Origin of the sequence: Burkholderia sp. Bp9012 (assembly GCF_003853825.1) — a bacterium.
Classification (GTDB): domain Bacteria; phylum Pseudomonadota; class Gammaproteobacteria; order Burkholderiales; family Burkholderiaceae; genus Burkholderia; species Burkholderia diffusa.
In genome coordinates this window covers 211010-223857 of record NZ_QTQA01000005.1, presented here as the reverse complement: position 1 = coordinate 223857, position 12848 = coordinate 211010, and the positions used below count along the sequence as shown (strand labels likewise).

The window sequence follows — 12848 nt, the reverse complement described above, 5'->3', positions numbered from 1 at the left end:
CTATCTCATATTCGAACGCTTTCATTGACCTTTCGATTTGCAAAAAGTGCCCCGACCGTTCGATTTTTTGAGTTTTACAGTTTCCGTAACGGTCTCTTGCACGACAAATTCGGGCTCGCCCTGACATAAATCTACCGACCGGTCGGTTTATAATCGCTCGCACCTCCACTTCATGACGGATCGCAAGCGATGGCTGTTTCTTCTGCACATTCGGTGAATTCGGGCGCGCTGGCGCCGTCGGCGGTCGTCGGCGTGATCGGCGCGGGCGCGATGGGCGCGGGCATCGCGCAGGTTGCCGCGGCGGCCGGCCATGCGGTGCTGCTGTACGACCTGAACGAAGCCGCGTGCGACAAGGCGCTTGCCGGCATCCGCGCGCAGTTCGCGCGGCTCGCGGAGAAGGGCCGTCTCGAGCCGGCGCAAGCGGAGGCGGCCGGCAGCCGCATTCGCGCGGTGCGCGCGCTGGCCGAGTTCGCCGGCGCGGCGCTGATCGTCGAGGCGGCGGCCGAGCGGCTCGACGTGAAGCGCGAGATATTCGCGACGCTCGAGCGCCATGTCGACGATCGCTGCGTGCTGGCGACCAACACGTCGTCGATCTCGATCACGTCGATCGCGGCCGGGCTGCGAGCGCCGCAACGCGTGGCCGGCCTGCATTTCTTCAATCCGGCGCCGCTGATGGCGCTCGTCGAGGTGGTCAGCGGGCTCGCGACCGCGCCGGAAGTCGCGCAGGCGCTGTACGACACCGCCGCCGCGTGGGGCAAGCGGCCGGTACTGGCGAAGTCGACGCCGGGCTTCATCGTGAACCGCGTCGCGCGGCCGTATTACGCGGAGGCGCTGCGCGTGCTGAACGAGCAGGGCGGCACGCCGGCGTCGATCGATGCGGTGATGCGCGAAGCCGGCGGCTTCCGGATGGGGCCGTTCGAGCTGATGGACCTGATCGGCCACGACGTGAACTTCGCGGTGACCGAGTCCGTATTTCGCGCGTACTTCAATGACCCACGCTACACGCCGTCGCTGATCCAGCAGGAGCTCGTGAACGCGGGCTTCCTCGGACGCAAGTCGGGGCGCGGCTTCTATTCATATGCCGACGGTGCGACACCGCCCGCGCCCGAGCTGGAAGCGCCGCGCGATGCGCCGGCCGACGTCGCGCTGTTCGCGCAGGACGGCCCGGCCGCCGCGCTGCATGCACGCTTCGCTGAACGCATCGCGGGCGCGCGGCAGAGCGGCGCGCATGCCGACGAACTGCTGGCCGTGGCCGGCCGCGCGTCGATCGCGCTGACCGACGGCCGCACCGCGACCGCGCGCGCCGCGCAAACCGGCGTGGCCGATCTCGTGCTCGTCGATCTTGCCCGCGATTACGCGCAGGCCGGGCTCGTCGCGCTGACGCGCGCGCTCCAGTGCAGCGATGCGGCCTATGCGGACGCGGTCGGCCTGTTCCAGCAGGCGGGTTTTCGCGTCGTCGGCGTCGCGGACGTGCCGGGCATGGTCGCGATGCGCACCGTCGCGATGCTCGCGAACGAGGCGGCCGACACGGTGAACCAGGGCGTGTGCTCGCCCGCCGATCTCGATCTCGCGATGGAGAAGGGCGTGAACTACCCGTGCGGCCCGCTCGCGTGGGCCGATGCGATCGGCATCGGCCGCGTGCATCGCGTGCTGTCGAATCTCGCGGCGAGCTACGGCGAGGACCGCTATCGCGTGTCGCCGCGCATCGCCATGCTGCACGCGGCCGGCCGCACGTTCCGGTCGTAGCCGCCGGCCCCGTTACCCCGAACACGATAACGACATCACTCCATTGGAGGAGCACCCCGATGACTCACCCGACGCATCCCGCCGCCGCCCTCGAGCCGATCGAGACCGCCAGCCGCGACGAACTGCAGGCGCTGCAGCTCGAGCGCCTCAAGTGGTCGCTGCGCCACGCGTACGACAACGTCCCGCACTATCGCCGCACGTTCGATGCGGCGGGCGTGCATCCGGACGACCTGAAGTCGCTCGCCGATCTCGCGAAATTCCCGTTTTCGACCAAGAACGATTTGCGCGACAACTATCCGTTCGGGCTGTTCGCGGTGCCGCGCGAGCAGGTCGTGCGCGTGCACGCGTCGAGCGGCACGACGGGCAAACCGACGGTGGTCGGCTACACCGCGCGCGACATCGATACCTGGGCGAACGTCACCGCGCGCTCGATCCGCGCGGCCGGTGGCCGCCCGGGCGACACGCTGCACAACGCCTTCGGCTACGGGCTCTTCACGGGCGGTCTCGGGATTCACTACGGCGCGGAACGGCTCGGCTGCATGGTCGTGCCGATGTCGGGCGGCCAGACCGAGAAGCAGGTGCAGCTGATCCGCGATTTCGAGCCGAAGATCATTCTCGTCACGCCGTCGTACATGCTGAATCTGATCGACGAGATGGTGCGGCAGGGGATGGACCCGGCCGAATCGTCGCTGAAGATCGGCATCTTCGGTGCCGAGCCGTGGACGCAGGCGCTGCGCGAGGAAGTGGAGACGCGCGTCGGCATCGACGCGCTGGACATCTACGGGCTGTCGGAAGTGATGGGCCCGGGCGTCGCATGCGAATGCGTGGAGACGAAGGACGGCCCGGTGATCTGGGAAGACCATTTCTATCCGGAGATCATCGATCCCGTCACCGGCGAAGTGCTGCCCGACGGCAGCCAGGGCGAGCTCGTGTTCACGTCGCTCACGAAGGAAGCGATGCCGGTGATCCGCTACCGCACGCGCGACCTCACCGCGCTGCTGCCGCCGACCGCGCGCACGATGCGCCGTCTCGCGAAGATCACCGGCCGCTCCGACGACATGCTGATCGTGCGCGGCGTGAACGTGTTCCCGAGCCAGATCGAGGAGATCGTCGTGGCGCTGCCGCAGCTGTCGGGCCAGTTCCAGATCACGCTGTCGCGCGACGGTCACATGGACCGGCTCGACCTCGCGGTCGAACTGCGCTCCGAAGCGGCCGCGTCGGTCACCGAAAGCGCTCGCGCGGCGCTCGCGCGCGAGTTGCAGCACCGGATCAAGACGATGGTCGGTGTGTCGTCCGGCGTGACGGTGCTGGCGGCCGGCGGCATTCCCGCGAGCGCGACCGGCAAGGCCCGGCGCGTGATCGACCGCCGCCAGGCCGCGTAATTCGGATGTTTGCCGTTCTACCTGAGGAAACCTGTTCGATGGATGGATTGAAGACCCTGGCTGTCGCCGTCGATGCGCGCGGCATCGCGACCGTCGCGCTGCAGCGCGGTGACGTGCTCAACGCGTTCGACGAGACGATGATCGCCGAGCTGACCGACGCGTTCACGACGCTCGGCGGGCGCGACGACGTGCGCGCGATCGTGCTGCGCTCGGACGGCCGCGCGTTCTGCGCGGGTGCCGACCTGCAGTGGATGCAGCGCGCGAGCGCGAACGACGCGGCCGCGAACCTGCGCGACGCCGAGCGGTTCGCCGCGATGATGCGGGCGATCCGGCAGTGCCCGAAGCCGACCGTCGCGCGCGTGCAGGGCCACGCGTTCGGCGGCGGCGTCGGCCTGTGCGCCGCCTGCGACATCGTGATCGCGAGCGATCAGGCGCGCTTCTCGGTCAGCGAGGCACGTTTCGGGATCCTGCCGTCGGTGATCGGCCCGTATCTGGTCGAGGCGGTCGGCCAGCGCCAGGCGCGCCGGCTCGCGCTGACCGCGACGCAGCTCGCGGCCGGCGAAGCCGTCGCGATCGGGCTGATCCACCAGGCCGTGCCGCCCGACGCACTCGACGCGGCGCTGGACAAGACGCTCGCCGAGCTGAGCCGCAATGGCCCGACCTCACTGATGGAAATCAAGCGCTTTTTCGACGCGATCGGCGAGTATCCGCCGTCGGACGAACGCTCCGCGTTCACGGCGCAGACGATCTCGCGCGTGCGGGCGACGCCCGAAGCGAAGGAGGGCTTCGCCGCGTTCTTCGCGAAGCGGCCGCCGGCGTGGGAGCCGGTCGCCGAATAAGGGCGGGGCGCGGCCTGTCGGGCCCGCGGCGCGATTTGCGTCGCGGGCGCGGGCGCTTGCTCTACAATGCGTGACCCCCGGCGCGCCGCCGGCCCAGCCCTGACCGCTTCTTCGCTTCCGATGATCGTCAATCGCCTTATCTCCGAGATCCTGTTCGGCTTCACCGGCTTGATCGGCATCATCAATCCGATCGGCATCGCGTTCCTGTTTCTCGAGCGCACCGAGGCGCTGACCGAGCACGAGCGGAACCTGCTCGCGAAGAAGGTGGCGTTCAACGCGTTCATCGTGTTGCTGGTTGCGTTCTTCGCCGGCACGCCGGTGCTGCACTTCTTCGGGATTTCGATGGAAGCGCTGCGGATCGGCGGCGGCTTCGCGGTCGCCGTCGCGGGGTGGCAGATGCTGAACGAGCCTGACGGCCCGGCGGGCGGCGGCGATACGCCGATCAAGCCGATCAATGCGAATGCGATCATGACCCGCGCGTTTTTTCCGCTGACCGTGCCGCTGACGGTTGGCCCCGGCTCGATCGCCACCGCGATTGCGCTGAACGCGAATCGCACGCACAAGCTGTCGGAGTTCATGCTGTCGAGCATCGTGTCGATCGCGGTTTCCGCGCTCGTCGCGGTCGTCATTTGGCTGACCTACAGCCGTGCCGCGCTACTCTCCCGCTATCTCGGCACCGAAGGCACCAAGGTTGCGAAGCGCGTGTCGGCGTTCCTGCTGTTGTGCATCGGCGTGCAGATCATGCTGACCGGCTTCTCCGAATTCCTGCAGCCGCTCGCCGACCAGATCAAGTAACTTCGTTCGTCATTCGACGCGCAACCCGGGCCCGAGCGACGTGTCCGGGCTGCGGGGGTGCGTTCGTCCGTCCGACCTTGGCCGGCAGCGCGAGCGCACCGATACGCGTTTGCGCGCCGCGGGATACCATGCGACGTCCGGCGGATGCATGCCCCGGCGTTCGCGCCCGGCGCGGCGAACCGGGGTGCGCATCCGGCCGTCACCCCACTTCAATGACGAGGCGCGCGATGGAATACGTGAAATTCGGGTCGACCGGGATGGACGTGTCGAAGCTGGTGCTGGGCTGCATGACGTTCGGCGAGCCGTCACGCGGCACGCATCCGTGGACGCTGCCGGAAGCGGAAAGCCGCCCGATCATCCAGCGCGCGATCGAGGCCGGCATCAACTTCTTCGATACCGCGAACATGTATTCGGACGGCACGTCGGAAGAGATCGTCGGCCGCGCGCTGCGCGACTTCGCGAAGCGCGACGACGTCGTGATCGCGACCAAGGTGTTCTACCGGATGCGGCCGGGGCCGAACGGCGCGGGGTTGTCGCGCAAGGCGATCATGACCGACATCGACCAGAGCCTGAAGCGGCTCGGCACCGACTACGTCGACCTGTACCAGATCCACCGCTGGGATTACGGCACGCCGATCGAGGAGACGCTCGAGGCGCTGCACGACGTCGTGAAGGCCGGCAAGGCGCGCTACATCGGCGCGTCGTCGATGTTCGCGTGGCAGTTCGCGAAGGCGCTGTATACGTCGAAGCAGAATGGTTGGACCCGCTTCGTCAGCATGCAGAACCACCTGAACCTGCTGTATCGCGAGGAGGAGCGGGAAATGCTGCCGCTGTGCGAGGCCGAAGGCGTCGCGGTGATTCCGTGGAGCCCGCTCGCGCGAGGTCGGCTGACGCGCAACTGGGACGAGTCGTCCGGCCGGCAGCAGAGCGACGACGTCGGCCAACGGCTCTACGACGCGACGGCCGATGCCGATCGCGCGGTCGTCGAGGCCGTTGCCGCGATCGCCGCCGCGCGCAACGTGCCGCGTGCGCAGGTCGCGCTCGCGTGGGTCGCGCACAAGCGCGGCGTCACCGCACCGATCGTCGGCATCTCGAAGCCGCATCATCTGGACGATGCGCTCGGGGCCCTGCAACTGAAGCTGACGGACGACGAAATCGCGGCGCTTGAAGGCCCTTACGTGCCGCACGCGGTGGCTGGCTTCAACTGACCAACCGCGCGAAACCGGCGGCCTGCCGCCGCCGCCCCGTCGCGCACGGCGTTCAGCGCGCGGCGGCGAGCATCGGGTAGGTGAACAGCCCGAAGTGGATCGCGTTCAGCCCCGCATGCGCGAGCGCGGACGCGAGCAGCCCGCCGCGCCGCCAGGCGAGACCATAGCCGAAGCCGGCCACCGTGCCGAGCACGATCCAGGGCCAGCCGCCGGCCGCGTGCGCGGCGCCGAACAGCACCGCGCCGATCGCAAGCGCGGCCCATGGCCCCCATCCGAACCGTCCGAGCACGCGCGTGAGTCCACCCTGCACGTAACCGCGGAACAGCGCTTCCTCGGCGAGCGTGACGAGCAGCACGTTGTTGACGAGCCACATCCAGCCCGACGCCGGCCATTTCGGCGCCCAGCCGACCATCCCGAAGGCGAGCGCGCCGGCCAGGCAGGCCGCCGCCGTCGCGACGGCCGCCACGGCACCGGTGCGCAACGCGCGCGCCGGCGGGACGTCAGGCGCGGTCCACGGCAGCGCCCACAGCAGCCACAGGCCGACGAGCGGCTTGTCGAAATTCAGGTACATCGTGAACGGCACGGCATCCGGCGTGAAACGCGTCGGCTCGATCACGCGCGGATTGTGGAAGCCGGGGATCAGGTGCAGGGTCAACGCGATCGCGAGCGCGGCAAACACGACATGCGCGCCGATCCGCACCGCGAACGGACGGCCCGGCGCGACGCCCCAGGCGGCGGCCACGAGCAGCGCGATCGGCGCGAGCACGATCGGCTCGAGCTTGCCGAACGCCAGCGCAGCGGCATAGCCGAGCGCGGCAAGGGCGATGCTCAGGACGTGCAGCGGGCGCTGCCACGCGAATGCAGCGGCCGCGAACAGCGCGAGCCAGATCGTGGCACACGGGAGAAGCGAGAGAGACATGAGGCGATGCAGGGTCGGACGAAACGCCGCGCATCATACCCTAGCGGCCGTGACATGCCGCGGGGCGGGTAGTCAGCGGCCGGCGATTTCGGTGACGCCGTCGCGGCCAGGGATGTCGACGCGGTTGCGCTCGCGCATTCGCCGCCGGTACCAGAAGGTCCACAGCAGCAGCGTGCCGAACACCGTGTAGCCCATGATCGGCGACACGACGAGCACGCGCTCGACGGGCCATGTGACGACCATCCACAGGCGCAGCAGCATCTCGAGCGTCATGCACGCGCCCCACACGAAGGTCATCAGCCGCAGCATCTGGCGCAGCCCCGGCTGCTCGGCCCAGACCGCCTCGAAACGCGCGGCGCCGCCGGCCATCTCGCGGGCCACCGTCGCGCGCGCGAGATAGAAGATCAGCGGACGATCACGGAACAACGACAGCAGGAACACGACGCCGATCGTGCCGGACGCGAGCGATTCGCGCATCAGCAACGTGCGCGCGCTGCCCCCGAGCGCCATGCCGGCGATCGACAGCGCGATGCCGAGCAGCACGACGGCAGCCACCGCATCGATGCGGCGCGAGCGGATGAATTCGACGACGGACCAGACGATCGGTGGAATCGCCGACGCATACAGCGCACCGGTTTCGCCGAAATACGGATGCGCCACCCGGTATGCGACCCAAGGCAGCAGCAGGTTGACGACGAGTTCGAGGATCAGGCCGGCTCGTGGTTTCACGGAAGCGGGTGCGCGGGCGGCGCGCGGGGCGGTGATGTCGCTTCGAGTATATCGAAGTCCGACCCCGCGCGCCCGCGCCCGGTGCCGTTGTGCGCGCACCGAGAACGGTCGGGAACATGTACCGGCCGGGCGGGCGTCGCGGCGGCGACAGGGTTGCCCCGGCACCGTTCGGCGCCGCGTCCGTCCGGCACGCGGCGGTCATCGGCCGGTCCGCGGTTCGTCAGGCGTTCGCGGGCTGGACGATGATCTTCACGTTCCGGTCCTTGTGGTTGACCAGTTCCTCGAAGCCATGCGTGACGATGTCGCCGAGGTTGATGCGTCCGGTGATCAGCGGCTGCACGTCGATGCGGCCGTCCGCGATGAAGCGGATCACGTCCGCGAATTCGCCGTTGTACGCGAGCGAGCCGATCACTTCCTTCTCGGTCGACACGATGTCGAAGAAGTTGAACGACGTCGGCTCCTCGAAGATGCCGACCATCACCGACTTGCCGGCCTTGCGGATCACGTCGATCGCAAGCTGCGCGGTGGCCGTGTGCCCGATGCACTCGAACGACACGTCGGCACCGTAGCCGCCCGTCAGCGCCTTGACTTCCGCGATCGCGTCGGACGCCTTCGGGTCGATCACGACCGTCGCGCCGACTTCCAGCGCCTTCTGCTTGCGCGCGGCCGACATTTCCAGCGCGATCACGCGTCCGGCGCCCGCGGCCTTCGCGCACATGATCGTGCACAGGCCGATCGTGCCGGCGCCGACCACGACGACGGTCTGGCCGACGATGTTGCCGGCCTTCTTCACCGCATGCAGCCCGACCGCGAGCGGCTCGATCAGCGCGCCGGCCTCGGTCGGGAAGTCGTCGGGCAGCTTGTACAGCAGTTCGGCCGGCACGTTGACGAATTCGGCGAAGGCGCCGTTGTTCATCAGCCCGGTGAACGCGAGGTTCTCGCAGATGTTGTACAGCCCGTGCCGGCAATACCAGCAGGTGCCGCAATGCTGGCACGCGTCGGCCGTCACGCGCTCGCCGACAGCGAAGCCCGTCACGCCGGCGCCGAGCGCCGCGATTTCTCCGCTGAATTCGTGGCCGAGGATGCACTGTCCCTTCAGGCCCGTCAGCGGATGCGGCGCGTCGACGGGGATGAACACGGGCCCGGCGACGTACTCGTGCAGGTCGGAGCCGCAGATCCCGCACCAGTGCACGCGGATCTGGACCCAGCCGGCCGGCGGATGCGCCGGAACGGGAACCTCCTCGACGCGGATGTCGTTGCGGCCGTGCCAGACGGCGGCCTTCATGCTGGGAGCGGTGTTCGGTGCCGGTGTACTCACGTTGCTGTCTCCGTCAGGTTGTTGTCGGACGCGCGGCAAGGGGCCGGTGCGTCCGTCGCGCGATTGCGCGAGCGACCGACATGCAGGAACGGGGCCAGCCTGAACGGGCGGTCGGGTGGTGACGGAGCGGGAGGGGTGGTGTGCGGTGCAGCAACCGGCCTTGCGCTGGTATCAGCGCGTGCAGAGCGAATCGTGCGTGAAATTTGCTGCGCTTGCGACGGGCTGGGGCGGGTGAGACCCCGGGACATTAGTCTCAGCTGATTGAGACGAAACGTGAGACGCGTGGCTGGGTGGCTGCGCCTCCACCACCGTCGTGCGAGCCCATTGTGCCGATCGGTGAAACGCATCGTTGCGCGCACACCCCCTTTACTTGAAGTCAAGTTCAATTTGTATCATCTGCGGCAATGTCCGATCGCATGCGTGCGCGGCGGTGGCACCGGAGGCGGCGCATGACCGAATCGGCCGGCGCTGCTGCGCGAAGGGCCGAGCGCGGCGCGGCTCGTTTCAATCTTCACTGAAGGTCGTCCAGGATGCCAAACTTCATCGAAAGCCTGATCTGCGGGTACGTGTCGTACCACATGCTGGTAGCCGACGAGCGGGACGCGATGCCGTTGCCGGCAGAGGTCGGGACGGCCCGGCCGTCGGAGCGCGCCGGTCGTGCGTCATCTCCGGAGCCTGTCGCACCTGGCGTTTCACCGTTGCGGCCGCAACTGTTCGTGTCGGTTCTGGAGGCTGGCGACGACGGCTTGCTGGTGCGCTGGAGCGAAAGCGGGCGCTGCCATTACGGCGAGCAACGCTGGCGCTTGCGCGTCGCGTTGCAGGCGGGCCGCTGCGCGATCTCGGGGCAGGCGATCGAGCCGGGTGAACCGGTGTACCGGCCGGTGCGGCGGCCGGTGCCCGTCAACGGCGACGAGATGATCCACCCCGCGTCGGTGCCGCCTGCGGCCGGCGCCGCGTGCCACGTTGCACCAGCCTGCGGCGAGGCGACGGATCCGGTCGACGCCCTGGGCTGAGCGCGACCGGTTGCACCCGCGCGTTACTTGAGATCTTTCCGGTACTGAATGAACCCCGCGTTGGTCGCGAGCTTGTCGTACAGCGCGCGCGCGGTCGTATTGGTTTCGTGCGTGAGCCAGTACACGCGGCTCGCGCCGGCTTCGCGGGCCCGCTCGTACACGGCCTCGATCAGCGCACCGCCCGCGCCTTGTCCGCGTGCGTCGGCCGCCGTGAACAGGTCCTGCAGATAGCAGTACGGCCCTTCGGTCCAGCATGAGCGGTGAAAGATCGTGTGCACGATGCCGACCAGCGTGCCCGACGTATCGAAGGCGCCGAGCGCGAACATCGGTTCGGCGGGATCCATCAGGCGCGCCCACGTCGTCGCGAACACGGCGTCGCTCAGCGCTGTCTCGTAGAACCGCTGGTACCCCTGCCACAGCGGGCGCCACGCGGCTTCGTCGGCGGCGACGAGCGGTCGGACCGTGACGCGCGTCGCGTCGTTCTCACGGCTGGCTGCGTCGCGCGCACGCGCCCGCGCGTGGCGGATCGTAACGAGCGACTCGCGTTGCGTACCGCTGGCGTCGAAGTTTTCCGGCGCGAGCCAGGCTTCGAACGCGGCGCGCACGTCCGGCCATTCGCCGTCGATGATCGAGAACCATGCCGTGTCGCGATTGCGGCCCTTGTAGATGATCGCCTGCCGGAACGTACCCTCGTAACGGAAGCCGAGCCGCGCGGCCGCCTTGCGCGACGGCTCGTTGAGCGCGTCGCACTTCCATTCGTAGCGGCGGTAGCCGAGCGTGTCGAACGCGTACTTCATCAGCAGGTACTGCGCTTCCGTCGAAATCGGCGTGCGCTTGAGCCGCGGTGAGAACGTGACGGAGCCGACCTCGATTACGCCGTTGGCCGGGTCGATGCGCATCAGCGCGAGCGTGCCGACCGCGCGGTTCGTCGCGCGGTCGATCACCGTGTAGTGCAGCGGATCGGCGCTCGCCGCCGCGCCGCGCGCGTAGTCGCGGTAGCTCGACTCGTCGGCGTACGGCCCGTGCGCGAGATAGGTCCAGTCGCCGCCGTCGGGCGCCTGCGCATATGCGGCGTACAGGTCGGCGGCATGGCGGTCGGCATCGAGCGGTTCGAGGCGGCAATAGCGGCCCTCGAGCACGATGCGCTCCGGGCGCGCGCGCGCGGACCAGTCGGGAACGGGGTGGCCGATGGGCTGCTGGAAGTCGTTGGTGAGCGTGGACAAGGTCGATCTCGCTTCGGTTGGCGGCCGGCGACATGCCGGCATGCAGACGATCGTAGTCCCGGCGAGGTACCATGAGAAGCGCCAGACGATGGCAAATTTATGGTGCCACGAAGGCGCGACGATGGCGCCATGCACCGAGACTTCCACGCCGCGATATTCCGATGACGACTGCCATTCCTTCCGGTGCCGCGCCACTGCTGCCGCTCGACGCGCCGCTCGCGCGCATGGCCGGCGCGCCTTCCTTGCAGCGGCAGTTGCTGCGCCGCGTGCGCGATGCGATTCTCGGCGGCGCGATGCCGGCCGGCACGCGGCTGCCCGGCACGCGTGCGCTGGCCGAGACGCTCGGCGTGTCGCGCAACACGACGGCCGCGGTCTACGAGCAGCTCGTCGCCGAAGGCTTCCTGCAATCCGATCGTCGCGGCACGCGCGTGGTCGGCCTGTCGCGGCCGGCCGCGCCTCGTCGGCGGGCCGCACCGCCGGACGTCGCGCAGCGGCTCGGCCGGATCCGTCCGAGCCTGATCGGCACCGGCGAATCGGAGGGCTTCCGGCCGGGCGTGCCCGCGCTGTCGCATTTCCCGGTCGATGCGTGGCGGCACGCGATCGACCGTGCATTGCGCCGCGCCGGCCGCGACCTGCTCGCGTACGGCGACCCGCTCGGCGAGCGCGCACTGCGCGAGTCGATCGCGCGCCATCTGGCCGTGACGCGCGGCGTGCGCTGCGACCCCGAGCAAATCGTGATCACCGAGGGCGCGCAGGGCGCGATCGCGTTGTGCGCGCAACTGCTGACGAACCCGGGCGACACGGTCTGGGTCGAGGAGCCCGGCTATCGCGGCGCGCGCACCGCGATGCAGGCGGCCGATCTCGATGTCGTGCCGGTGCCGGTCGACGCGGAGGGGCTGCGCGCGGAGGACGCGAACTGGCGCGAGCGGCCGCCCCGGCTCGTCTATACCACGCCGTCGAATCAGTTCCCGACCGGCGCGGTGCTGTCGATCTCGCGCCGGCTCGCACTGATCGACGCCGCACGCCGGCATCGCGCGTGGATCATCGAGGACGATTACGACAGCGAGTTTCGGCATACCGGCGAGCCGATCGGCGCGCTGCACGGGCTCGCGGCCGACTCGCCGGTCGTCTACCTCGGCTCGTTCAGCAAGACGATGTTTCCGGCGTTGCGGATCGGCTTTCTCGTGCTGCCCGACGCGCTGCTGGCCGCGGTGCGGTCGGCGTTGCCGGAGATGCTGCGCGGTGGGACGCGCCACGTGCAGCTCGCGCTCGCCGATTTCATCGAGACGGGCGAGTACGGGCGGCATCTCGGGCGGATGCGCCGGCTGTACCGCGACCGGCGGCGCTTGCTGCTCGCCGCGCTGGACGACGCGTTCGCCGTGCCGCATCAGGTCGAGGGCGGGCCGTGCGGGCTGCATCTGGCGCTGCGGCTGCCGGCACGCTATCGCGACCGCGCGATCGTCGAGGCGGCGCGCGTGCACGGGATCGGGCCGTTTCCGCTGTCGGGTTTTTCGATCCATGCGACGTCGGCGACCAACGGGCTCGTGCTCGGGTTCGGCAATACGCCGGCCGATGCGTTCGCGCCGATGCTGCGGACGTTGTCGACGATCGCGCATCGGGTCGCGGGCGATTGAGTCGCGTCGCTGCGCATTGCCGGGAGGCGAAGCGGGCGAATC

The 12848-nt window shown here is 69.2% G+C and carries 11 protein-coding genes; 7 read left to right on the top strand and 4 right to left on the bottom strand.

Features of this window, described 5'->3' with window-relative positions; genetic code table 11:
* The first annotated feature begins 189 nt into the window (after positions 1-189).
* The 5 genes from DIE11_RS09035 (at position 190) to DIE11_RS09015 (ending at position 5970) form a co-directional block, all read left to right on the top strand.
* Positions 190-1746 carry a 3-hydroxyacyl-CoA dehydrogenase gene (locus DIE11_RS09035; protein WP_124622987.1) on the top strand — a complete coding sequence of 519 codons (1557 nt, stop codon included), beginning with the start codon at positions 190-192 and terminating at the stop codon, positions 1744-1746.
* 59 nt (positions 1747-1805) lie between these two features.
* Positions 1806-3128 (top strand): phenylacetate--CoA ligase PaaK, encoded by a 1323-nt coding sequence (gene paaK, locus DIE11_RS09030; protein WP_124622985.1) that lies wholly within the window; start codon positions 1806-1808, stop codon positions 3126-3128.
* A 38-nt stretch (positions 3129-3166) separates the two neighbouring features.
* Entirely contained in the window at positions 3167-3967 is an 801-nt protein-coding gene (locus DIE11_RS09025) for an enoyl-CoA hydratase-related protein (protein ID WP_124622983.1), read from the top strand.
* A gap of 120 nt (positions 3968-4087) precedes the next feature.
* Positions 4088-4762 (top strand): MarC family protein, encoded by a 675-nt coding sequence (locus tag DIE11_RS09020; protein ID WP_059819240.1) that lies wholly within the window; start codon positions 4088-4090, stop codon positions 4760-4762.
* 227 nt (positions 4763-4989) lie between these two features.
* Positions 4990-5970, top strand: coding sequence for an aldo/keto reductase (locus tag DIE11_RS09015; RefSeq protein ID WP_124622981.1), 981 nt, complete (start codon positions 4990-4992; stop codon positions 5968-5970).
* A 52-nt stretch (positions 5971-6022) separates the two neighbouring features.
* Here DIE11_RS09015 and DIE11_RS09010 read toward each other — a convergent pair whose 3' ends face one another.
* From DIE11_RS09010 to DIE11_RS09000, 3 genes are all read right to left on the bottom strand, one after another.
* Positions 6023-6889 carry a CPBP family intramembrane glutamic endopeptidase gene (locus tag DIE11_RS09010; RefSeq protein ID WP_124622979.1) on the bottom strand — a complete coding sequence of 289 codons (867 nt, stop codon included), beginning with the start codon at positions 6887-6889 and terminating at the stop codon, positions 6023-6025.
* A gap of 72 nt (positions 6890-6961) precedes the next feature.
* Positions 6962-7618 carry a VC0807 family protein gene (locus tag DIE11_RS09005; protein ID WP_059607286.1) on the bottom strand — a complete coding sequence of 219 codons (657 nt, stop codon included), beginning with the start codon at positions 7616-7618 and terminating at the stop codon, positions 6962-6964.
* 220 nt (positions 7619-7838) lie between these two features.
* Positions 7839-8903, bottom strand: coding sequence for a 2,3-butanediol dehydrogenase (locus DIE11_RS09000; RefSeq protein ID WP_124622977.1), 1065 nt, complete (start codon positions 8901-8903; stop codon positions 7839-7841).
* A gap of 563 nt (positions 8904-9466) precedes the next feature.
* Between DIE11_RS09000 and DIE11_RS08995 the strand changes: the two genes are divergently transcribed.
* Entirely contained in the window at positions 9467-9949 is a 483-nt protein-coding gene (locus DIE11_RS08995; RefSeq protein ID WP_124622975.1) for a DUF3331 domain-containing protein, read from the top strand.
* Positions 9950-9972: 23 nt separating this feature from the next.
* Here the strand turns inward: DIE11_RS08995 and DIE11_RS08990 are convergent, their stop codons facing one another.
* A complete protein-coding gene (locus DIE11_RS08990) occupies positions 9973-11172 on the bottom strand; it encodes a GNAT family N-acetyltransferase (protein WP_124622974.1) in 1200 nt (399 codons plus the stop codon).
* A gap of 161 nt (positions 11173-11333) precedes the next feature.
* Here DIE11_RS08990 and DIE11_RS08985 point away from each other — a divergent pair, with 161 nt between their 5' ends.
* Positions 11334-12806 (top strand): PLP-dependent aminotransferase family protein, encoded by a 1473-nt coding sequence (locus tag DIE11_RS08985; protein ID WP_124622972.1) that lies wholly within the window; start codon positions 11334-11336, stop codon positions 12804-12806.
* Positions 12807-12848: the final 42 nt, after the last annotated feature.

What these genes read in the sequence shown, in the direction of transcription:
- DIE11_RS09035 (WP_124622987.1), top strand. Translation starts at nt 190, where the DNA reads ATGGCTGTTTCTTCTGCACATTCGGTGAATTCGGGCGCGCTGGCGCCG.
- paaK (WP_124622985.1), top strand. Translation starts at nt 1,806, where the DNA reads ATGACTCACCCGACGCATCCCGCCGCCGCCCTCGAGCCGATCGAGACC.
- DIE11_RS09025 (WP_124622983.1), top strand. Translation starts at nt 3,167, where the DNA reads ATGGATGGATTGAAGACCCTGGCTGTCGCCGTCGATGCGCGCGGCATC.
- DIE11_RS09020 (WP_059819240.1), top strand. Translation starts at nt 4,088, where the DNA reads ATGATCGTCAATCGCCTTATCTCCGAGATCCTGTTCGGCTTCACCGGC.
- DIE11_RS09015 (WP_124622981.1), top strand. Translation starts at nt 4,990, where the DNA reads ATGGAATACGTGAAATTCGGGTCGACCGGGATGGACGTGTCGAAGCTG.
- DIE11_RS09010 (WP_124622979.1), bottom strand. Translation starts at nt 6,889, where the DNA reads ATGTCTCTCTCGCTTCTCCCGTGTGCCACGATCTGGCTCGCGCTGTTC.
- DIE11_RS09000 (WP_124622977.1), bottom strand. Translation starts at nt 8,903, where the DNA reads ATGAAGGCCGCCGTCTGGCACGGCCGCAACGACATCCGCGTCGAGGAG.
- DIE11_RS08995 (WP_124622975.1), top strand. Translation starts at nt 9,467, where the DNA reads ATGCCAAACTTCATCGAAAGCCTGATCTGCGGGTACGTGTCGTACCAC.
- DIE11_RS08985 (WP_124622972.1), top strand. Translation starts at nt 11,334, where the DNA reads ATGACGACTGCCATTCCTTCCGGTGCCGCGCCACTGCTGCCGCTCGAC.